Source organism: Arcobacter cryaerophilus gv. crypticus (genome assembly GCF_002993025.1).
GTDB classification, from domain to species: domain Bacteria; phylum Campylobacterota; class Campylobacteria; order Campylobacterales; family Arcobacteraceae; genus Aliarcobacter; species Aliarcobacter cryaerophilus_B.
On record NZ_NXGI01000002.1, the window covers coordinates 411,916 to 433,233 of the forward strand.

The 21,318-nt window shown below is 29.1% G+C and carries 27 protein-coding genes; 25 read left to right on the top strand and 2 right to left on the bottom strand.

Annotated elements, in window-relative coordinates; all coding sequences use genetic code 11:
- Positions 1-63 precede the first annotated feature (63 nt).
- Positions 64-465 carry a PAS domain-containing protein gene (locus CJ670_RS02535; protein ID WP_105938730.1) on the top strand — a complete coding sequence of 134 codons (402 nt, stop codon included), beginning with the start codon at positions 64-66 and terminating at the stop codon, positions 463-465.
- 16 nt (positions 466-481) lie between these two features.
- On the opposite strand, the gene CJ670_RS02540 is transcribed toward CJ670_RS02535, so the two are convergent.
- Positions 482-1,375 (bottom strand): AEC family transporter, encoded by an 894-nt coding sequence (locus tag CJ670_RS02540; protein WP_105938731.1) that lies wholly within the window; start codon positions 1,373-1,375, stop codon positions 482-484.
- Positions 1,376-1,451: 76 nt separating this feature from the next.
- On the opposite strand from CJ670_RS02540, the gene CJ670_RS02545 reads away from it, so the two are divergent.
- The 21 genes from CJ670_RS02545 to CJ670_RS02645 all read left to right on the top strand — a co-directional run bounded on the left by CJ670_RS02545 (position 1,452) and on the right by CJ670_RS02645 (position 18,473).
- Complete coding sequence (locus tag CJ670_RS02545) at positions 1,452-2,087, top strand: biotin--[acetyl-CoA-carboxylase] ligase (protein ID WP_105938732.1); 636 nt, start codon at positions 1,452-1,454, stop codon at positions 2,085-2,087.
- Positions 2,084-2,860, top strand: a complete 777-nt coding sequence (locus CJ670_RS02550) for a ParA family protein (protein WP_105910992.1) — start codon at positions 2,084-2,086, stop codon at positions 2,858-2,860. Before CJ670_RS02545 ends, CJ670_RS02550 begins: the two co-directional genes overlap by 4 nt.
- 22 nt (positions 2,861-2,882) lie before the next feature.
- Positions 2,883-3,737: a ParB/RepB/Spo0J family partition protein gene (locus CJ670_RS02555; RefSeq protein ID WP_105938733.1), complete on the top strand. Its 855-nt coding sequence runs from the start codon at positions 2,883-2,885 to the stop codon at positions 3,735-3,737.
- Between the two features lie 106 nt (positions 3,738-3,843).
- The gene (locus tag CJ670_RS02560) at positions 3,844-4,266 is read left to right on the top strand and encodes a F0F1 ATP synthase subunit B family protein (protein ID WP_105910990.1); all 423 of its coding nucleotides are present in this window, start codon (positions 3,844-3,846) and stop codon (positions 4,264-4,266) included.
- 9 nt (positions 4,267-4,275) lie between these two features.
- Positions 4,276-4,794 (top strand): F0F1 ATP synthase subunit B, encoded by a 519-nt coding sequence (locus tag CJ670_RS02565; RefSeq protein WP_105910989.1) that lies wholly within the window; start codon positions 4,276-4,278, stop codon positions 4,792-4,794.
- Positions 4,794-5,324, top strand: a complete 531-nt coding sequence (locus CJ670_RS02570) for a F0F1 ATP synthase subunit delta (RefSeq protein ID WP_105910988.1) — start codon at positions 4,794-4,796, stop codon at positions 5,322-5,324. Before CJ670_RS02565 ends, CJ670_RS02570 begins: the two co-directional genes overlap by 1 nt.
- A gap of 21 nt (positions 5,325-5,345) precedes the next feature.
- The gene (atpA, locus tag CJ670_RS02575) at positions 5,346-6,863 is read left to right on the top strand and encodes a F0F1 ATP synthase subunit alpha (RefSeq protein WP_105910987.1); all 1,518 of its coding nucleotides are present in this window, start codon (positions 5,346-5,348) and stop codon (positions 6,861-6,863) included.
- A 10-nt stretch (positions 6,864-6,873) separates the two neighbouring features.
- Entirely contained in the window at positions 6,874-7,758 is an 885-nt protein-coding gene (atpG, locus tag CJ670_RS02580; RefSeq protein ID WP_105910986.1) for an ATP synthase F1 subunit gamma, read from the top strand.
- Between the two features lie 21 nt (positions 7,759-7,779).
- Complete coding sequence (atpD, locus tag CJ670_RS02585) at positions 7,780-9,174, top strand: F0F1 ATP synthase subunit beta (RefSeq protein WP_105910985.1); 1,395 nt, start codon at positions 7,780-7,782, stop codon at positions 9,172-9,174.
- A gap of 18 nt (positions 9,175-9,192) precedes the next feature.
- The gene (gene atpC, locus CJ670_RS02590; RefSeq protein WP_105910984.1) at positions 9,193-9,570 is read left to right on the top strand and encodes an ATP synthase F1 subunit epsilon; all 378 of its coding nucleotides are present in this window, start codon (positions 9,193-9,195) and stop codon (positions 9,568-9,570) included.
- 6 nt (positions 9,571-9,576) lie between these two features.
- Complete coding sequence (locus CJ670_RS02595) at positions 9,577-10,137, top strand: MotA/TolQ/ExbB proton channel family protein (RefSeq protein ID WP_105910983.1); 561 nt, start codon at positions 9,577-9,579, stop codon at positions 10,135-10,137.
- Between the two features lie 3 nt (positions 10,138-10,140).
- Positions 10,141-10,530, top strand: a complete 390-nt coding sequence (locus CJ670_RS02600) for a biopolymer transporter ExbD (protein ID WP_105910982.1) — start codon at positions 10,141-10,143, stop codon at positions 10,528-10,530.
- 2 nt (positions 10,531-10,532) lie between these two features.
- A complete protein-coding gene (locus CJ670_RS02605; RefSeq protein WP_105938734.1) occupies positions 10,533-11,261 on the top strand; it encodes a TonB C-terminal domain-containing protein in 729 nt (242 codons plus the stop codon).
- A 3-nt stretch (positions 11,262-11,264) separates the two neighbouring features.
- Positions 11,265-12,530 (top strand): Tol-Pal system protein TolB, encoded by a 1,266-nt coding sequence (gene tolB, locus CJ670_RS02610; RefSeq protein WP_105910980.1) that lies wholly within the window; start codon positions 11,265-11,267, stop codon positions 12,528-12,530.
- A 177-nt stretch (positions 12,531-12,707) separates the two neighbouring features.
- Positions 12,708-13,229 carry an OmpA family protein gene (locus CJ670_RS02615; protein ID WP_105910979.1) on the top strand — a complete coding sequence of 174 codons (522 nt, stop codon included), beginning with the start codon at positions 12,708-12,710 and terminating at the stop codon, positions 13,227-13,229.
- A gap of 5 nt (positions 13,230-13,234) precedes the next feature.
- Positions 13,235-14,170 (top strand): tetratricopeptide repeat protein, encoded by a 936-nt coding sequence (locus CJ670_RS02620; protein WP_105938735.1) that lies wholly within the window; start codon positions 13,235-13,237, stop codon positions 14,168-14,170.
- An 11-nt stretch (positions 14,171-14,181) separates the two neighbouring features.
- Positions 14,182-14,811 carry an FKBP-type peptidyl-prolyl cis-trans isomerase gene (locus CJ670_RS02625; RefSeq protein WP_105910977.1) on the top strand — a complete coding sequence of 210 codons (630 nt, stop codon included), beginning with the start codon at positions 14,182-14,184 and terminating at the stop codon, positions 14,809-14,811.
- Between the two features lie 88 nt (positions 14,812-14,899).
- A complete protein-coding gene (fabD, locus tag CJ670_RS02630) occupies positions 14,900-15,829 on the top strand; it encodes an ACP S-malonyltransferase (protein ID WP_105938736.1) in 930 nt (309 codons plus the stop codon).
- A complete protein-coding gene (locus CJ670_RS02635) occupies positions 15,822-16,520 on the top strand; it encodes a 5'-methylthioadenosine/adenosylhomocysteine nucleosidase (RefSeq protein ID WP_105910975.1) in 699 nt (232 codons plus the stop codon). Before fabD ends, CJ670_RS02635 begins: the two co-directional genes overlap by 8 nt.
- Before the next feature lie 59 nt (positions 16,521-16,579).
- A complete protein-coding gene (gene aspA / locus CJ670_RS02640) occupies positions 16,580-17,986 on the top strand; it encodes an aspartate ammonia-lyase (RefSeq protein ID WP_105910974.1) in 1,407 nt (468 codons plus the stop codon).
- On the top strand, positions 17,973-18,473 hold the full coding sequence (locus CJ670_RS02645) for an asparaginase domain-containing protein (protein WP_105938737.1): 501 nt from the start codon (positions 17,973-17,975) through the stop codon (positions 18,471-18,473). The genes aspA and CJ670_RS02645 overlap by 14 nt, the downstream gene beginning before the upstream one ends.
- A gap of 7 nt (positions 18,474-18,480) precedes the next feature.
- Here the strand turns inward: CJ670_RS02645 and CJ670_RS02650 are convergent, their stop codons facing one another.
- A complete protein-coding gene (locus tag CJ670_RS02650) occupies positions 18,481-18,735 on the bottom strand; it encodes a helix-turn-helix domain-containing protein (RefSeq protein WP_105938738.1) in 255 nt (84 codons plus the stop codon).
- A gap of 49 nt (positions 18,736-18,784) precedes the next feature.
- Between CJ670_RS02650 and CJ670_RS10790 the strand changes: the two genes are divergently transcribed.
- From CJ670_RS10790 to CJ670_RS02660, 3 genes are all read left to right on the top strand, one after another.
- Complete coding sequence (locus CJ670_RS10790; RefSeq protein WP_165785160.1) at positions 18,785-18,961, top strand: hypothetical protein; 177 nt, start codon at positions 18,785-18,787, stop codon at positions 18,959-18,961.
- Between the two features lie 118 nt (positions 18,962-19,079).
- Positions 19,080-20,000, top strand: a complete 921-nt coding sequence (locus CJ670_RS02655; protein ID WP_105938739.1) for a manganese-dependent inorganic pyrophosphatase — start codon at positions 19,080-19,082, stop codon at positions 19,998-20,000.
- A 49-nt stretch (positions 20,001-20,049) separates the two neighbouring features.
- Positions 20,050-21,255: a mechanosensitive ion channel family protein gene (locus CJ670_RS02660; protein ID WP_105938740.1), complete on the top strand. Its 1,206-nt coding sequence runs from the start codon at positions 20,050-20,052 to the stop codon at positions 21,253-21,255.
- Positions 21,256-21,318: the final 63 nt, after the last annotated feature.

Below are 21,318 nucleotides of genomic sequence, written 5' to 3' on the forward strand. Positions count from 1 at the left end.
TTGGAATAAATCAATTAAAAAAATTAAATTAAATTTTATTAAAGTAATTAAAGGAAAAATATTATGTCAAAAGAGATAGTTTTAGATGATTATGCTTTTTTAGTAAGTGAAACAGATGAAAAAGGGACAATTCTTTTTGCAAATGATGATTTTTGTAAAATCGCTGGATATGGAATTGATGAGTTAATAGGCAAACCACATAATACTGTAAGACATCCAGATATGCCAAAAGCTGCATTTAAAGATTTATGGGAAACTGTTAAAAAAGGTAATATCTGGACAGGATATGTAAAAAATGCTACTAAAGATGGAGACTACTATTGGGTATTTGCAACAGTTTATCCAACAATCACAAGTGAAGGAACAAAAGGTTATTTATCTTGCAGAAGAAAAGCTAGTGCTGAAGAGATAAACGCTCATGAAAATTCATATAAACAATTAAGAATGAGTGAAAAAGCAGCTTAAGATTTATTTTTAAATCTTAAGCTAAATATGAAGTAAACAAAGTAATTGTAAATAGACTTAAAATAACACCTAAAACCAAAGAGTTTATAGCAATTTTTTCATCTAATCCACCTTTTATAGCTAAAACAGCAGCCATAGTCATTGGTGGCATTGCAACTTCTATTATTGTTACTTTTACCCATGTTTCATCGATTCCATAAAAATATTTAAATATAAATAAAACTATAATTGGCACTATAAGCATTTTTAAAACAACTGCAACTGTTACAATATGTAACTTTGAAAATATATGTTTTAATTCAAGTTTCATTCCAATAGCAATCATAGCAATAGGAACTAATGTTGAGCCAAGATTTTGTGAAGTATAGATTAGAAATTTTGGTATTTCAAAGTTTTTTGCAAATATTGTTATTATAAACATTATCATTGGTGGAAATAAAAATATTGATTTTGATATATTTAAAACAGAGTTTTTTCTTCCACTTCCCCAAGTTATAATAATCATTCCAACTGATACTAAAAGTAAAAAAGAACCAAAAATATCATAAATAACTCCATAAACAATATAATCTTGACCATAAAAAGCATCAATATATGAAAAACCTATAAAAGAAGTATTTCCAAAAGTTGCCATAATCATAAAAGTAGCAAGTGTAACCCTGCTTAATTTCATCATTTTTCCAATAGCATATGATAAAAATAGGTTAAAAAATATTATCCCCATAAACATGAGAATAAGCCATAAAATTTTTGTATCTAGTGCTAGTGGATATATTTTTGAAAAAACTATTGCAGGAAGAGAAAAATATATAATAAAATCTACAAGCTGTTTTGAATTATCTTGAAAAATAATTTTAAATAAATAACCAAAAAGTAAATATATAGCTATTGGTAAAACTGGGTCTAACATAAAAAAACCTTTTTTTGAAATAAAGTTTTGATTATAATTAATATAATCTTCTACTTTAATTATATATAATCCTCAAATGAAAATTATAAGATTAAATGAAGTTAATTCAACACAAAGCTATTTAAAAGAGTATATACAAAAAAATACTTATAAAAATCCACTATGTGTAACTTCAAAAATACAAACAGCAGGAGTTGGAAGCAGAGGGAACTCTTGGATTGGAAAAGATGGAAATCTTTTTTTCTCATTTGTTCTAAGTAAGGAAGATTTACCAAAAGATTTACCACTTCAAAGTGCTAGTATATATTTTACATATATTTTAAAGGATATTCTGGCGAAAAAAGGTTCTAAACTATTTTTAAAGTGGCCAAATGATTTTTATATTGAAAACAGAAAAATTGGTGGAGCAATAACTTCTACAAATAAAGATTTACTATTTTGCGGTATAGGTTTAAATCTTATTGAAGTAGATGAGAATTTTGGAAAGCTTGATATAAAGGTTGATATTGATGATGTTTTGAATTTATATTTTATTGATATAGAAAAGAAAATTTCATGGAAGCAAATTTTTAGTCTTTTTAAGATAGAATTTATGCATTCTAAAAATTTTCAAGCAACTGTTGATGGTATTAAAGTTTCACTTGAAGATGCTATTTTAAATAGCGATGGTTCTATACAAATTGAAAACAAAAAGGTGTTTAGTTTAAGATGACAGAAATTATTTCAATAGCAAATCAAAAAGGCGGAGTAGGAAAAACTACAACTGCTGTAAATCTTAGTGCTGCATTAGCTCTAGATGGTAAAAAAGTTCTTTTAATAGATGCAGATCCACAAGCAAATGCTACAACTTCTTTAGGTTTTCACAGAGATACATATGAATATAATATTTATCATGTAATGCTTGGAACAAAAGAACTTTCAGAGATTATTTTGGATTCTGAAATAGAAAATTTAAAAGTAGCACCTTCAAACATAGGTCTTGTAGGAATAGAAAAAGAGTTTTACAAAAACACTAAAGAGCGAGAGCTTGTATTAAAAAGAAAAATTGATACAGTTAAAGCTGATTATGATTATATAATAATTGATTCACCACCAGCTTTAGGACCAATTACAATAAATACTTTAGGTGCTTCAACTTCTGTTTTAATACCAATTCAGTGTGAGTTTTTTGCTCTTGAAGGTTTGGCACAGCTTTTAAATACAATAAAACTTGTAAAACAAACTATAAATAAAAATCTTCAAATAAAAGGTTTTTTACCAACTATGTATTCTGCTCAAAACAATTTATCAAAACAAGTTTTTGCAGATTTGGCACAACACTTTGAAAATAAACTATTTAAAATAGATGATGACTCATATGTTGTAATTCCAAGAAATGTTAAATTAGCAGAGAGTCCTAGTTTTGGGAAACCAATCATGCTTTACGATACAACATCTATTGGTACAAAAGCATATACAAACTTAGCAAAAGCAATTATTGGTTAAATTTTTTTAAGAGGAAAATAAGATGGCATTAGGAAGAGGATTAGGAGAACTTTTAGGTGAAGTAGAGACAGCTTATGGTAAATCTGCTGGAAACTCAAATAATGGAATTAATAAAATTGAAGTATCTTTAATTAAGCCAAATCCAAATCAGCCAAGAAAGATTTTTGATGAAGAAAAGCTTCAAGAGCTAAGTTATTCTATAAAAGAGCATGGTCTTTTGCAACCGATTGTTGTAGTTGAAGATGAAGATGGAACTTATACATTAATAGCTGGAGAGCGAAGATTAAGAGCCCATAAACTAGCAAATATAGAAGAGATAAAAGCAATTATAGTAAATGAAGATGAACTTAAATTAAGAGAATTAGCTTTAATAGAAAATATTCAAAGAGATGACTTAAATATTATTGAGTTGGCTTTTTGTTATGCGCAACTACTAAATGAACACAATATTACTCATGAAGAGCTATCAAAAAAAGTCTTTAAAAGTAGAACTTCTATTACAAATACTTTAAGATTATTACAATTAAGTTCATATGTACAACAATTTTTAGCTACAGATAAAATTAGTGCAGGTCATGCAAAAATGATGATAGGATTAACAACTGAAGAGCAAAAAAAGATTTGTGATACTATTCTTGGGCAAAAACTTTCTGTAAGAGAAACAGAAAAATTAATAAAAGATTTAAAAGAGAAAGATGTTTCAAAACCAAAAAAAGAAAAAGTTACAAATAGTTACAATATTAGTAATCTCAAATCATTTACCGAGTTTCTAAAAAATGATAAAATCAAAGCTAAAATAGATAAAAATTCAATCAAAATTGAATTTAACTCTCAAGAAGATATAGACAAGATAAGTAGTTACTTTAAGATACAATAAAATAAAAAAATCCATATTCTTAACCATTTTAATATAAATTTATAGATAAATTTGATAAAATAAAAACGTTTTAGTTAAACTAAACTGTAAAAATATGGAGGAATGAATGTTAGACATAAGTCCTGTACTATTGCTTAGTTCTGGTATCATCTTTCTTTTGGTGGTTGCTAGGCTAAACAGTTGTCTTTTCAAGCCTCTACTTCAACATATGGATGAAAGATCTGCTCAAATCAAAAAAGATTTGGAAGATTCAAAGTCAAATAGTGCTGATGTAGATGGTTTTTTAGCAGAAGCAAATGATTTGCTTTCAAAAGCTAAAAGAGAAGCAGCTGCTATTAGAGAGCAAGCTTATAAGGAAGCAAAAGATAGTGCTGATGTTAAACTTGCAAGTGCTAAATTAAATTTAGAAGCAAAATCTGCTGAATTTGCTAAAAGTTTACAAGATGAGACGAAAGCATTAAGAGCCTCTTTATTGTCATCAATGCCACAATTTAACGAAAGCTTAAAATCTAAGCTTAGTTCAATATAGGAAGTGATAATGAAAAGAGTACTATTACTAGTAGCTATGGCTATGGTTCCAGTTGCATTATTTGCAAGCGAAGGTGCGGAAACGAACTATGATATAGTTCAAAGAACCGTTAATTTTATTATATTTGCTTCGATTTTATGGTATTTACTTGCTGATAAAATTAAAGCATTTTTTGCTAATAGAACTTTAGGAATTCAATCTGAACTAGATAAAGTTCAAGATAGTTTGAAAGCTTCTAAAGATAGAGTTGATGAAGCTCGAAAAAAATTAGAGGATGCAAAAAAGATTTCTGCTGAAATAATTGAAAGTGCAAAATCTGATATTGAAAATATTAAACAAAAAGTTTCAATGTCTATTGATTCAGATATTGCAAATTTAAGTAAAAATTTAGATGAAATGATAAAAGTTGAAATTTCTAAAGCTAAAAAACAAGTTGTTGCTGAAATACTTGATGAGCTGTTGAATTCAGAAAATATTAAACTATCTCAAGATGAGTTAGTAAATATTGTTCTTAAAAGGGTAGCGTAATGAAAGATTTAGTAGCAAAAAGATATGTAAAAGCTTTGGTTGATGGAAGAGATTTAAATAATGTTACTTTGATTTCTGAGAAATTAAATGAAGTTTCAAAAGCTTTCAAAAGTGATAAATTTAAGTCTATTTTAGCATCTTCTGATGTTAGTGAAGTTGAAAAAACTAAATTTGTTTTATCTTTAATTGATAAAGCAGATAAAAGTTTAGAAAACTTTATTAAATTACTTGGTGAAAAAAGAAGATTAGATATTATTCCTGAAATAGCTTTTGAGTTAAAAACTCAAATCGCAAAGATGAATAGTAATTATATTGGAACTGTTTATACAAATAAAGAGTTATCAAATAGTTATATATCTTCTATAGAAGAACAATTTAGTAAAAAATTTAATGTAAAACTTTCATTGTCACAAAATGTGTGCGATTATGATGGTATTAAAGTTGATATAGATGGGCTAGGTGTTGAGATATCTTTTTCAAAAGATAGATTAAAAACTCAGCTAATTAATCATATTTTAAAAGCAGTTTAGAACTTATAAAGGAGAATTTGAATGGGTGCAAAAATTCAAGCAGATGAAATCAGTTCGATTATTAAAGAGAGAATTGATAACTTTGAATTAAATGTAGATGTAAACGAAACTGGTAAGATTATATCTTATGCAGATGGTATTGCTCAAGTTTACGGTCTTAAAAATGTTATGGCTGGTGAGATGGTTGAGTTTGAGAACGGCGAAAAAGGTATGGCTGCAAACTTAGAAGAGTCTTCAGTTGGTATTGTTGTTCTTGGTAGGGGTACTGGTCTTAGAGAAGGAACTTCTTGTAAAAGATTGGGAGAACTTCTTGAAGTACCAGTTGGTGAGGCATTAGTTGGAAGAGTCGTAAATGCTCTTGGTGAACCAATTGATGGTAAAGGTGCAATTAATTCAACTGAAACAAGATATGTTGAAGAAAAAGCTCCTGGAATTATGTCAAGAAAATCTGTTCACGAACCACTACAAACTGGTATTAAAGCTATTGATGCATTAGTTCCAATTGGAAGAGGGCAAAGAGAGCTTATTATTGGTGATAGACAAACTGGTAAAACAACTGTTGCTATTGATACAATTCTTAACCAAAAAGGTGAAAATGTTATTTGTATTTATGTTGCAATTGGACAAAAATCATCTTCAGTTGCTTCTGTTGTTAGAACATTAGAAGATGCTGGAGCTATGGATTATACAATTGTTGTAAATGCATCAGCTGCTGATTCTGCAACACTTCAATTTTTAGCACCATATACAGGTGTTACAATTGGTGAGTTTTTCAGAGATAATGGAAAACATGCACTTATTATATATGATGATTTATCAAAACATGCAGTTGCATATAGAGAGATGTCGTTAATTTTAAGAAGACCTCCAGGAAGAGAAGCATATCCAGGAGATGTATTCTACCTACACTCAAGATTACTTGAAAGAGCTGCAAAAATGAGTGATGAAAAAGGTGCTGGTTCAATGACTGCGCTACCAATTATTGAAACTCAAGCTGGAGACGTTGCTGCATATATTCCAACAAACGTAATTTCAATTACTGATGGACAAATTTTCTTAGAAACTAACCTATTTAACTCAGGTATTAGACCTGCAATTAATGTTGGTTTATCAGTATCAAGAGTTGGTGGAGCTGCACAAATTAAAGCTACAAAACAAGTTGCTGGTACACTTAAACTTTCACTTGCACAATATAGAGAGCTTGAAGCGTTTGCACAATTCGCATCAGATCTAGATGAAGCAACAAGAAGAGAGTTAGAGCTTGGACAAAGAATGGTTGAAGTTTTAAAACAAGGTGTTAATAAACCACTTGTTATTGAAAAACAAGTTGTAATTATTTATGCTGGTACTAAAGGGTACTTAAATGATATTGCGGTTAAAGATGTTGTAAGATTTGAAAATGAATTACATCCATTTATTGAGCAAAAATATTCAAATATTTTAGATGCAATTAAGTCAAGTCAAAAAATTGATGATAATACAGAAGCGCAATTAAAAGCTGCATTAGAAGAGTTTAAAACTGTATTTAATGCAAACTAAGGACTAGTCTATGGCTAACTTAAAAGAGATAAAAATAAAAATAAATAGTGTTAAAAATACTCAGAAAACTACAAAAGCTATGAAGCTTGTATCTTCTGCAAAACTTACGAGAACTAGACAATTGTCTGAGCAATCAAGAAGCTATGCAAGAAAGATAAATGAAGTTCTTTCTGATATTGCAGCACGAGTTAGCAAAGTTCAAGATGATGGAAATATTGGTAGAGAATTTGTTCAAAATTCAACTCCAAAAACAGTTGATATTGTTTTTGTAACTGCCGATAAAGGACTTTGTGGTGGTTTTAATGTGGCAACAATTAAAACTGTTAGTAAGTTAATAAGTGAATATGAAGCAAAAGGTGCAAAAGTAAGATTAAGAGCTGCTGGAAAAAAAGGAGTTGAATTCTTTTCATTCCAAGGTAAAACTCTTGAGCAAAAAGCTATTGATTTATCATCAGCTCCAACTTATGAAAAAGCATCTAATTATATAAAAATTGCTGTTGAAGATTTTAAAAACGAACTTACTGATAAAGTGATAATTGTTTATAATGGTTTTTTAAATATGCTAACTCAAGAAATTAGAGTAAAAGAGATATTGCCAGTTGGTTTAGAAAAAGTTGAAATAACTGAAACTACTTCTATGCTAAATATTGAACCAGATGATGATGATGAAGTTTTGAAAGAATTAACTGATAAATATATTGATTTCAATATGTATTATGCACTAATAGACTCATTAGCAGCTGAGCACAGTGCTAGAATGCAGGCTATGGAAGCTGCAAGTAAAAATGCAAAAGAGAAAGTAAATAGTTTAACAGTTGAATACAACAAAGCAAGACAAGCAGCAATTACAACAGAGCTAATAGAGATTATTAGTGGTGTTGAAGCATTAAAATAATTTAATAAGGAGAAGCCCTATATGAAAGGTAAAATTATTCAGGTAATGGGTCCAGTCGTTGACGTTGAGTTCGACGGGTACTTACCAGAAATAAACGAAGCTATTGATGTTACTTTAGACGATAAAACTAAAGATAGATTAGTATTAGAAGTTGCTGCACATATTGGTGATAGTAGAGTAAGAACTATTGCTATGGATATGACAGATGGATTGACAAGAGGTCAAGAGTGTATAGCTACAGGAGGTCCTATTAAAGTTCCTGTTGGTGAAGCAGTTTTAGGAAGAATTTTTAACGTTATTGGTGAACCAGTTGACGAAGGTGCTCCTATTCCTGCAGATGTTGAAAGATGGTCTATACATAGATCAGCTCCTGCTTTTGAAGAGCAATCAACAAAAACAGAGATGTTTGAAACAGGTATCAAAGTAGTTGACCTTTTAGCACCATATTCAAAAGGTGGAAAAGTAGGACTATTTGGTGGAGCTGGAGTTGGAAAAACAGTTATTATTATGGAATTAATCCATAATGTTGCGTTTAAACACTCAGGTTACTCTGTATTTGCTGGAGTTGGTGAAAGAACAAGAGAAGGAAATGACCTTTATCATGAGATGAAAGATTCAAACGTTCTTGATAAAGTTGCACTGTGCTATGGTCAAATGAGTGAACCACCAGGTGCTAGAAATAGAATTGCTCTTACTGGTCTTACAATGGCTGAGTACTTTAGAGATGAAAAAGGACTTGATGTTCTTATGTTCGTTGATAATATTTTTAGATTTGCACAATCAGGTTCTGAAATGTCAGCACTTTTAGGAAGAATTCCTTCAGCTGTTGGATACCAACCAACACTTGCAAGTGAGATGGGTAAATTACAAGAGAGAATTACATCTACTTCTAAAGGTTCTATTACTTCAGTTCAAGCTGTTTACGTTCCAGCGGATGACTTAACAGATCCAGCACCAGCTTCTGTTTTTGCTCACCTTGATGCAACTACAGTTTTAAATAGAAAAATTGCAGAAAAAGGTATTTATCCAGCGGTTGATCCACTAGATTCTACTTCAAGAATTTTAAGTGCTGATATTATTGGACATGAACATTATAACACTGCAAGAGGTGTTCAATCAGTTCTACAAAAATATAAAGATTTACAAGATATTATTGCAATTCTTGGTATGGATGAGTTATCAGAATCAGATAAACTTGTAGTTGCACGAGCAAGAAAAATTGAGAGATTCTTATCTCAACCATTCTTCGTTGCTGAAGTATTTACAGGAAGTCCTGGAAAATATGTTGAGCTTAAAGATACAATAGCAGGATTCCAAGGAATTTTAGATGGTAAATATGACCATGTTCCTGAAATGGCATTCTATATGGTTGGTGGAATAGATGAAGTTATTGCAAAAGCTGAGAAAATGAAATAAACCATAAAGGGTTATAGTATGGATACAATTAAATTATCAATAGTTACTCCAACAGGTAGCATATTTAATGGTGATGTTAAAACTGTAACTCTCCCTGGAAAAGAGGGAGAGTTTGGGGTTTTACCTGGTCACTCATCATTAGTATCAACTCTTAGTGTTGGTGTAATTATTATTGAAAAAATCGATTCTACTGAAGCTGTCGCTATAAATTGGGGACATGTTAAGGTAGATGAAAAATCTGTTGATGTATTAGTTGATGGAGCTATTGCATTAACAGGTGGAAAAGATTCAGAAATTTCAAAAAATATTGAAGCAGCAAAAGAGTTAGTAAACTCAGTTAAAGATTCAAAAGTATCAATGGCTGCAGTTGAAGCAAAAATTAATTCGTTTGCATAAAAATATATGATTTCTACATTACTAAATTATTTGGCAAATAGTAGCGCTATAACTTACATAGTTTTAGCGCTATTGTCAGTTTATACGATAGTTGTTTTTTGGATTTTCTTTTATAGAAATAATGCATTAAACCGATTAATAGCAAATGAAAAAAGATCTTTAGAAATTTTAACAACAAGTCAATCAAAATTTTCTCCATTTTCCCTTTTAACTCAGTGTTCAAATGGAGTTGCTTCAAAAGAGATTTTACATGCTTGTGAGATAAATATTATTAAAGATGCAAGCACTGGTGTATCGTGGTTAGCTATTATATCATCAACTTCTCCGTTTATTGGGCTTTTTGGAACAGTTATTGGAATATTAGAGTCATTTGCAAAATTTGCAAATCAATCAAAAGTTGCATTTTCAATTATAGCTCCAGCTATTAGTGAAGCATTAGTTGCTACTGCTGCTGGTATTTTTGTAGCAATATTTGCTTATACATTCCACCAAATTATTTCAAGAAAAATATATGAATTAAATATCTATTTGAAAGCTCAGGCTGAAATAATAGTAGCTAAAGGGTAAAAATTGTTTGATTTTAATCAAAAACCAGATTTAAATATTACACCTTTGGTTGATATTATGCTTGTGCTTCTTGCAATTTTAATGGTTACAGCACCTGTTATTGAGTTTGAAGAGCCTATAAATCTTCCAACAGGAAGTAAATCTCAACAATCTCAAGATGTTGCTAAAATTGATATTATTATTACAAAAGATAGAAATGTTACTTTAAATAAAAATAAGATTGAAATATCAAATTTTGCAGATAGCTTTTTGCTCTTTTCAAAAGGGAAAGACCAAAACACTCCAATACATATAAGAGCAGACAAGAGCTTGAAGTATGATGATATTATATATGTTCTAAAATCAGTTAAAGAAGCTGGTTTCTTCAAAGTTGCTTTAGTAACAGATGGATAAAAATGCAAAATAATTCTTCATTTATTATTTCAGGTGTTATTGCATTTTTTATCTATTTTTTAATATGTTTTTTAGTTATGTACTATATCTTTTCTCCAATGAAAGAGAGTATAAATATAACTCCTAGCTCAACTACTATAGAACTTGATATGATAGAAGAGATAGCAGAAAAAAAAATGGTTGAAAGAAAAACAGAAAAAATTGTAAAAGAAGAAGTTGTTGAAAAATCTACTTCAGCTTCAAACGAAAAAAAACCAGATTTAAAATCTTTATTTGCAAATGTTAAAGAAACATCAAATAAAGTTGTAAAAGAAGAGGTTAATAATGTTGAAAAATCTATTGACCCCAAAAGATTTAAATCTAAATTTGAAAAAGAGAAAAAATCATCAAATATAAAAATTGATAAGTTATTAGAAGATGAAAAAACGGCAACAGATTCAAAGCTTAAAAGCTCTGCAAAAGGAGATAAAAGTGATGATTATGCAAGTAAAATTTATGAAATTTTGCAAGCAGGGGCTCCAATATCTCAAGATACAAAAGTTTTAGCAAAAGTAATAATAATAGTTGATGAAAATGGAAAGTTTGATTATAAAATACAAAAAGCATCTAGCGATGAGGGTTATAATGAGGCTCTAAAATCATATTTAGATACTCAAAGAGGAGTTCCATATCCAATTCCACCAAATGGAAAAAGTGTTAGATATTCAGTTGATTTTAAATTTGAAGGATAAAAAATGAAAAAAATATTTTTATTAATAGCTATATTTATTAGCTCTGTTTTTGCAGAAGTTGATGGGCACTTAGATATTGTTAAAAAAGGTATGGTTTTACCAAAAGTTGGCGTTTCAATTGCTAGTGATAGTTTAGAAAAAGATACTTTAAGTAAGATAAAAAAAGCACTTATAGATGATTTTAATGTAAGTGGACACTTTGAGGTTGCAAATATATCATCTGTATCAGCTTATGATAGTTTACCAGATATTTTGGGATTATCAAATCAAGGTATAAATTTATTTGTAAATCTTTCAGCAAAAAAAGATGCAAATGGTAACTATACTTTGATGACAAAGTTATATGATATAAATTCAAGAGCTTTGGTTTTGGAAAAAAATTATACAACTTCACTTGAAGAGAGATTTGTATTTTTAGCTCACAAAGCTGCAATTTCTATAAATGATCATTTTAAGGCTCCTAGTATATCTTGGATGGATAGATTTGTAGTATTTTCAGTTTATGAAGGTCCAGGAAAAGCCGATATTATGATAGGTGATTATACTTTGACTTATAAAAAAAGAGTTGTAAGTGGTGGTCTTAATATATTTCCTAAATGGGCAGACAAAGAGCAAAAAACTATATACTATACATCATATAACTATAAAAGACCAACTTTAGTTAAATTAAATATATATAATAGAAGTAAAGATGTAATTATGGATTCAGATGGTATGTTAGCTTGTTCAGATGTAAGTGCAGATGGAACTAAACTTTTAGTAACTGCATCTCCAACAGGGCAACCAGATGTATTTTTATATGATACAAGAACAAGAGCAAAGAAACAGATAACAACTTTTAGTGGAATCGATGTTGGTGGGCAGTTTGTTGAAAATGATAGTAAAATTGTATTTGTATCAGACAGATTAGGAAATCCAAATATTTTTTCTCAAACTATTGGTTCAAGTGGAGTTGAAAGATTAGTTTTTCATAGTAATAACAACTCATCAGTTACTTCAAGTGGAAATAATGTAATTTTTAGTAGTAAAGATGCAAGTAATGAGTTAGGTAAAAGTTTTAATTTATATCTTATCTCAACTAAATCAGACAGTCTAAAAAGATTGACTTCAAGTGGTGTAAATCAGTTTCCAAAATTTTCTACAGATGGACAAAGTGTTTTGTTTATAAAAACTGATGGAATTAGTTCTGTTGGTATAATTAGATTAGAGCATAATAAATCATTTTTATTTCCATTAGCAGGTAAAAGAATTCAATCAATTGATTGGTAAAAATTTTAAAATATTTTAGGGCTATATGCCCTAAAATATCAAATCTCTCTCAAATTTACTTTTTTTCTTAAAAAAGGTTCAATTCATATAAAATATTAGAAAAAAAACAAAAAATATAAACAATAATTAAGTTTCACTTTAGTAATATTCTTTGAAAATTTTATTTTAAGGAAAAATATGAAAAAGTTAGGTCTTTATTCAGTTTTAGTTTCGGCTTTACTATTTACTACAGGTTGTAGCGAAAAAAATGCTGATGTAAATGATGTTGTAGCGCCAGATAGTTCATCTGTTGAAGCACCAATCCAAGATGGTACTCTTTTAGAAAGAGCTGGTAATGGAAACTATTATATGATTAATGGTCAAAGAGTTTTAGTAGAGCATGTATATTTTGATTTTGATAAATACAATTTAACATCTGCTAATAAAGATAAGGCTGTAAGCAATGCTTCTAAACTTTCACAAGTTTCTTCTGATACTACAATTAAAGTATTCGGAAACACTGACGAATGGGGAAGTGATGAGTACAATTATGCTTTAGGTTTAAAAAGAGCAAATTCTGTTAAAGATGTTTTAGTAGCAAATGGTGTAAAAACTAATGTTACAATGGTATCTTTAGGTGAAAGCAATCCAGTTTGTACTGAAAAAACTAAAGAGTGCTGGGCAGATAACAGAAGAGTTGAGCACGAATTAGAAAAATAGTTTTTATGAAAAAAATTATACCTTTATTATTCGTAATAACTTCATTAACCGTAGCCGAAGAGGTTTCGGTTTATGGAGCATCTAACCAAGATAGCTCATATGGACTATCAGCATCTGAAAAACATATACTAAAAAATCAATCAAATATAAGTAATTTATCTTCTAAACTCGATGAAATTAATGGTTTAGTAAAATCTATTAATGGAAGATTAGAGGGCTTAGAGTCTACATATGAAGGTGATTCAAAAAAATTAAATGATTTATCTTTAAAATTAAATCAATCTTCAGATTTAGCTTCTAACGAGCAAGCTTCAAATGTAAATCAATCAGATTTGAATAGTTTAAAAGCAGCTCTTACAAAATTAACAACTATGGTTAATAAAATAAATGCAGAGTATGTTTCATCAACAGAATTAGAAAAAAATATGCAGCAGTTTGTTACTAGAGAAGAGTTTGAAGCAGTAAAAAAAGCTATGGGAATTAAAACTCCACAAGGATCTGCTAAAACAACAGTTGAACCAAAAGAAAAATTGCTTGATACGACTTCAAATATTAATTCTATTGAACTTAAAACTGCAGATGATAAAATAAAATTTATGGCAGAAGCCAAAAAAGATTATGATGCAAAAATTTATAATAATGCTATTCCAAAGTTTGAAAAGCTAATTGAAATAAACTACAAACCTGCTGAAAATAATTACTATTTAGGTGATATGTTATTTAAAAGAAAAAAATATGATCAGGCTATTGTTCACTTCAAAAAGTCAGCAATGCTTAATGATAAAGCTTCTTATATGCCAACATTATTACTAAATAGTGCTATATCATTTGAAAATACAAAAGATAAAGATAATGCTAAGAACTTTTACAGTACTTTAATAGAACTTTATCCAAAGAGTCAAGAAGCTAAAACCGCTAAAACAAATTTAAATAAATTATAAAAGGAATTAAAATGTCAAATAAAGTAATTGGAATAGAATATACACTAAAAGATGCAAAAACTGGTGAACAGTTAGATACAAATGTAGGACAAGCTCCACTAGAGTTTGTTTCAGGTAAAGGTCAAATAATAAAAGGTTTAGAAGATAAACTTGTAAATATGTCTGCAAATGAAGAAGCTGATGTTTTAGTTGAAGCTAAAGATGGTTATGGTGAGTACAATGAAGAAGCAGTTCAAGCTTTACCAAAAGAGCAATTCGCAGGTATTGAATTAGTTGAAGGTATGAGTCTTTATGGTCAAGGTGAGCATGGAGAAACTGTTCAAGTTGTTGTAAAATCATTTGATGATACAAATGTAACAATAGATTATAATCATCCAATGGCTGGAAAAACTTTGATGTTTTCAGTTGCGATTTTAAGCTTAAGAGATGCAACTGATGAAGAGATTCAATCAGGTGTTGTTGGTGGATTTGCTGCTATGGGTGGCGGATGTTGTGGTGGAGGTGGTTGTGGAACTTCAGATAACCACGATGACCATGGTCACGGTGGTGGTTGCGGTTCTCATGACCATGATGATCATGGACATAGCCATGGTGGTGGTTGTGGAACTGGTGGTGGACACGGTGGATGTGGTTGCCACTAATTTTATTTTTATAAATAAAAAAAACTATAAAAATTGCCCAAGTGTAGAGATACATTTGGGCAATTTAATTTTAATATAAGAGGTTAAGATGAAAAAAGTTGCTTTTATATTCCCTGGACAAGGAAGTCAAACTTTTGGGATGGGAAGAGATTTTTTTGAAAATAGTGATATTGCAAAAGATATGGTAAAGAAAGCTAGTGAAAGATTAAATATAGATTTTGAAAAACTTCTATTTGAAGAGAATGATAATTTAGGAAAAACTGAGTTTACTCAACCTGCTATTTTACTTGTTAGCTCAATTGCTCTTGCAGTTTTTAAAGAAAAATGTAAGATTGAACCAGAGTTTGTTCTAGGTCACTCTCTTGGTGAGTTTTCAGCTTTAGTTGCTGCTGGTGCAATTGATTATTTAGATGCAATCGAGCTTGTAAATAAAAGAGGAACTTTTATGAACGAAGCTTGTAGTGGTGGTGGTGCTGGAATGATGGCACTATTAGGTTTAAATGATGAAACAGTTGAGACTATTTGTAAAGAGCAAAGAGAAGCTGGAAAAAAAGTTTGGCCAGCTAATTACAATATGGATGGACAGCTTGTACTTGCAGGTCTTAAAGCTGATTTAGAATCATTAGTTGATATTTTTAAAGCAGCTGGTGCAAAAAGAGCATTAGTTTTAGATATGAGCGTTGCAAGTCACTGTGAACTTTTACAAAGTGCTGTTGAAAATTTAAAACCATATTTATTTGAATATTTAAATGATGAATTTTTAGATGTTGTTTCAAATGTAAGTGCTGAAGTTTACAATACAAAAGATGAGGCAATTGAACTATTATCTTCTCAACTAATTAGTCCTGTAAAATATAAACAATCAATCAAAGCTAATGATAGCAAAGTTGATTTATATATCGAGTTTGGAAATGGTGCAGTTTTAAAAGGTTTAAATAAAAAAAGCTCTGAAAAACCAACTTTAAATGTATCTGATATAAAAACTTTAAATGAAACAGTAGAGGTTTTAAATGACTAAATTAGCAATTATGGGAGCTATGCAAGAGGAGATTGATCCTCTTTTAGAGTTCTTTAAAGATTATAAAACTATTGAGTATGCAGATAATAAGTATTATGAGGTAAATTACAAAGGTCTTGATATTGTAATTGCACACTCTAAAATTGGAAAAGTATTTGCAAGTTTAACTGCAAGTACACTTTTACAAAAATTCTCTTGTGATACTTTACTTTTTTCAGGTGTTGCAGGTGCTATTAATCCAAAATTAAATATTGGTGATTTAATAGTTGCTACAAAACTTTGTCAACATGATTTAGATATTACAGCTTTTGGACATCCTAATGGTTTTGTTCCAGGTGGAAAAGTTTTTGTTGATAGTTCTAAAGAGCTTTTAGATATTGCGAAAAAAGTAGCAGGGAATGAGAACTTAAAAGTTATTGAGGGAGTTATTGCAACAGGTGATCAATTTGTTCATTCAAATGAGAGAAAAGAGTTTATTGAAAAAACTTTTAATGCTGATGCTTTAGAGATGGAAGGTGCTAGCGTTGCTGTTGTTTGTGATTCATTAAATATTCCATTTTTTATTCTTAGAGCAATTAGTGATAGTGCTAATGGTGAAGCAAATTTTGATTTTGATGAGTTTTTAAATAGTAGTGCAAAAATATCTAGTAATTATTTAGTAAAAATTGTAGATGAACTAATAAAAAAATAGTTTAATACTTTTTTGTGTAGGATTATTCTATACTTCTTTTAAATTTTAAAGGATTTTATATGGAAAAACTACACAGAATTGAGAAAGATTTTTTAGGTGAAAAAGAGATAGAGTTTGATAAGTATTATGGAATACAAACTCTAAGAGCAAAAGAGAATTTTAATATTACTACAATTGGAATAAACCTTTTCCCAAATTTTATTATCTCACTTGCAAAAGTAAAAAAAGCTTGTGCTTTGACTAACTTTGAGCTTGGAGATTTAACGCAAATCCAAAAAGATGCTATTGTTCAAGCTTGTGATAGAATTATTGCTGGTGAATTTCATGATCAATTTATAGTTGATCCAATTCAAGGAGGAGCAGGTACATCTACAAATATGAATACGAATGAAGTTATTGCAAATATAGCTTTGGAGATTTTGGGACATCCAAAAGGTTCATATAGTATTATTCATCCAAACAATCATGTAAATATGAGTCAATCTACAAATGATGCATATCCAACTGCAATTAAAATTACACTTTATGAATTAATTTTTAAACTACAAGATAGTCTTCAAATATTGAGAGATGCTTTTTATGGAAAAGCAGTAGAGTTTAAAGACATTTTGAAAATGGGAAGAACTCAACTTCAAGATGCTGTTCCAATGACTTTAGGTCAAGAGTTTAAAACTTATGCAACAATGATTGACGATGATATAAATAGGCTTTCAAAAGCTCAAGAACTTCTAAAAGAGGTAAATCTTGGAGCAACAGCTATTGGAACTGGAATAAATACAAAACCTGAATATCAAAAACTTGTAATTCAACATTTACAAGATGTTACAAAAACAGATTATTTTATGGCAAGAGATATGATTGAAGCAACTCAAGATACAAGTACTTTTGTACATATATCTGGAAGATTTAAATCAATTGCTATAAAAGTATCAAAAATTTGTAACGATTTAAGACTTTTGAGCTCAGGACCTCGTGCTGGGTTAAATGAAATAAATCTTCCACCAATGCAACCAGGAAGCTCAATAATGCCTGGAAAAGTAAATCCAGTTATGCCTGAAGTTGTAAATCAAGTTGCATTTGATGTGATTGGAGCTGATGTTACAATTTCAATGGCAAGTGAGCATGGACAACTGCAACTAAACGTATTTGAACCAATAATTGCATATAAACTATTTATCTCTATAAATATGATGAGAAGAGCCTTTGAGAGCCTTGCTGAAAAATGTATTAAAGGAATTACAGCAAATCCTGAAGTTTGTATGAATAATGTTTTAAACTCTGCAACTTTAGTAACTTCTTTAAATCCAATTTTGGGTTACGAAAAAAGTTCAGCTGTTGCAAAAGAGGCTTTAAGAACTGGAAAAAGAGTTTATGATATTTTACTTGAAGAGAAGCTATTTGAGAAAGAGGAGTTAGACGAATTACTTCAACCAAAAAATATGGTTCACAACTATGACAAAATCTAAAATCACAGTTATAAATACGGGAGGTACTTTTAATAAAAGGTACAATCCCATAGCTGGAGAGTTAGAAGTTCCAAAAGATAGTTTGGCTTTAGATGAGATTATAGGTTACTGCTACAATATTGATTTTGAAGTTTTAAATATTATTTCAAAAGATAGTTTACAGATGAATGATACGGATAGAGAATTAATTGTAAAAACTATAAAAGATTGTAAAAATGAAAATATCATTATAGTTCATGGAACAGATACTATGGATTTAACTGCTTTATATTTAGATGAAAAGATAAAAGATAAAAATATAGTTTTAACAGGAGCAATGATTCCTATTTCTATAAATAAAATAGAAGCTACTTTAAACTTCTCAACATCTATTGGATTTTTAAACTCTAAAACAGAAAATGGAGTTTATATATCTATGCATGGAAGTGTAAAAAATTATAAAAAGATTGTAAAAAACAGGGAACTAGGGCAGTTTTTAGATACATAATATTAACTTAACAATCTAATAATTGCTCTATTTTTATATCTAAAGCTTTTGAAATCTTATATAAATGCTCTAAATTAAATCTTTTGTTATATCGGTTATTTTCACAATTAGAGTAAAAAGCAATTGATTTTATTCCTATATCAAGAGCTAGTTTCTCTTGCGACAACTCATTTTTTAATCTATATTTTTTTACATTATTTGAAATTGTTTTATAAAAATTATCTATTTCTTCTTTTGAACTGTTACTAAAATCTACATCCATAAGTCTTTATCCTATAGGATAATATTATGTAAAAACAAGGAAAAGCCTTATGAAAATTGATGATGTACATAAAATTTTAGTAAAATTTATTTTTAAGCTTGAAAATATATCAAGTAAAAATAAACAAAAAGGAGAAAGTAGTACAGAAGTTAGATTGCTTAAAGATATATTATTTGATTTACATGAAATTAGAAGAAAACTAGAAAAATTATATAATCACAAATAGAAAATAAAGATATTTTTATAAAGTGAAGTTAAAGTTATATATATAAAAAATATCTTTAAAAGAAAAATTACCAACTTTTAGCTAAAATCCATAAAATTTTAAAAATAGGATTTAATAAATGACATTATATACATGTGGGCATATTATCCCTGATTCTGATTCAGTTTGTTCAGCTATATCTTTAGCTTACCTTTTAAACAAAATTGGTCGTCCTGCAATACCTGCAAGACAAGGAGAGCTAAATCCTGAGACAAAATTTATTTTAGATAAGTTTGGTTTTGAAGCACCAGTTTTAAAAACATCTTTTGCAGGTGATGAGCTTTTTATTACAGATTATTCAGATATTGCTCAAGCTCCACAAGATTTAGATAAAACAACGGTTGTTGGAATTGTAGATCATCACAAACTAGGAGACATAACAACATCAGCTCCACTAGAGTGTTGGATTAGACCAGTTGGGTGTACAAATACAATTGTTAAAGAGATGTATGATTATCATAAAGTTGAAATTCCTGCAAATATTGCTGCAATTATGATGTGTGCAATTTTAAGTGATACGGTAATTTTTAAATCACCAACTTGTACACCACTTGATATTCAAGTTGTTAAAGAGTTATCAAAAATTTGTGGAATTGAAGATTTTGGAGCACTTGGTATGGAGATGTTCAAAGTAAAATCGGAAGTTTTAGGAACACCAATAAGAGAGCTTGTATTAAGAGATTATAAAAACTTTGATATGCATGGATTTAAAGTAGGAGTTGGTCAACTTGAAGTTGTTGATGGAAGTGTATTTGATTCTATCAAAGATGAATTAATGGCTGATATTAAAAAAGTAAAAGAAGAAAACAATCTTCATACTGTTGCTCTTTTATTAACTGATATTATGAAAGAGGGAAGCGAAATTTTAGTAACTAGTGATGATACTTCAATTTTTGAAAAAGCATTTAACTGTAAACTTGTAGATAATAAGATTTGGTTAGATGGTTGTTTATCAAGAAAAAAACAAATTATTCCTTTCTTAGAACCTGCATTTGCATAAATATAAAGCCTAAAGGCTTTATATTTCAGAATTACCTTTAGGAGAAAAAATGAAACAATATTTAATAAACTTTTTAAAAGATTTTGGAATTGAACCAACATTTTTGGTTATGAGTATCTCTATTTTATTTATAATTATATTAACAGCAGTTTTAATACACCTTCTTTTACATAAAATAACTTTAAATAGTATAAAAAAAATTCATCATAAAAAGAAAAACTTTTTAACATCAGCTTTATTAGAAGAGAATCTTTTTGAAAGGCTCTCTTTAGTTTTTCAAGGATTAGTTGTTTATTGGCAAACAAATATTTGGGTAGTAGAAGGTTTCATATATGAAACTCTAATAACTATTTCACTTATTTGGATAGTTGTTTTTGGTCTTTTAGCCACATATTCGTTAATAGATAAAACATTTAAAACTCTTTATAATAAAACAAAAATACCATTTTTTGATATGCAAACAGTTATTCAAAGTATAAAATTAATTTTTGGAATAATTTGTTTGATATATATCATATCAATTTTGATGGATAAATCACCAGTTGCAATATTAAGTGGGCTTGGAGCCATGTCAGCTGTTTTGATGTTGGTATTTAAAGATACAATTTTGGGATTTACAGCAGGACTTCAACTTTCAACTAATAAAATGGTTCAAATTGGAGATTGGATAGAAATGCCAAAATATGGTGCAGATGGAGATGTATTTGATATTGGATTAAATGTTGTAAAGGTTAGAAACTTTGATAAAACAATTACAACTATTCCAACTTATGCTTTGGTTTCAGATAGTTTTAAAAACTGGCGAGGAATGAGAGAATCAGGTGGAAGAAGAATAAAAAGAGCAATTAAGATAGATCTTCATAGTATTACATTTTTGAATGAAGATGATATAAAAAGACTTGAAAAAGCAAATTTTTTAGCTCCATATTTAAAAGAGAAAGTAAATGAGATAAAAAGTTATAATGAATCAAATAAATTTGATTTAAGTGTTGCAATGAATGGAAGAAGACTTACAAATATTGGAACTTTAAGAGCTTATATCTTGACATATTTAAAAAATCATCCAAATATAAATAAAGATATGACAATAATGGTGAGACAACTATCTCCAGATGAATATGGAATTCCACTTGAAATATATTGTTTTACTTCTACAACAGTTTGGGCTGATTATGAAAATATACAATCAGATATTTTTGACCATATCTATTCAGTTTTGCAAGAATTTGATATAAAACCATATCAATATAGTTAATATATTTTAAGTCAAAGCAAATTAAAAAAATTGTATTCTACACGGTTTTAAAATTTAAATAAA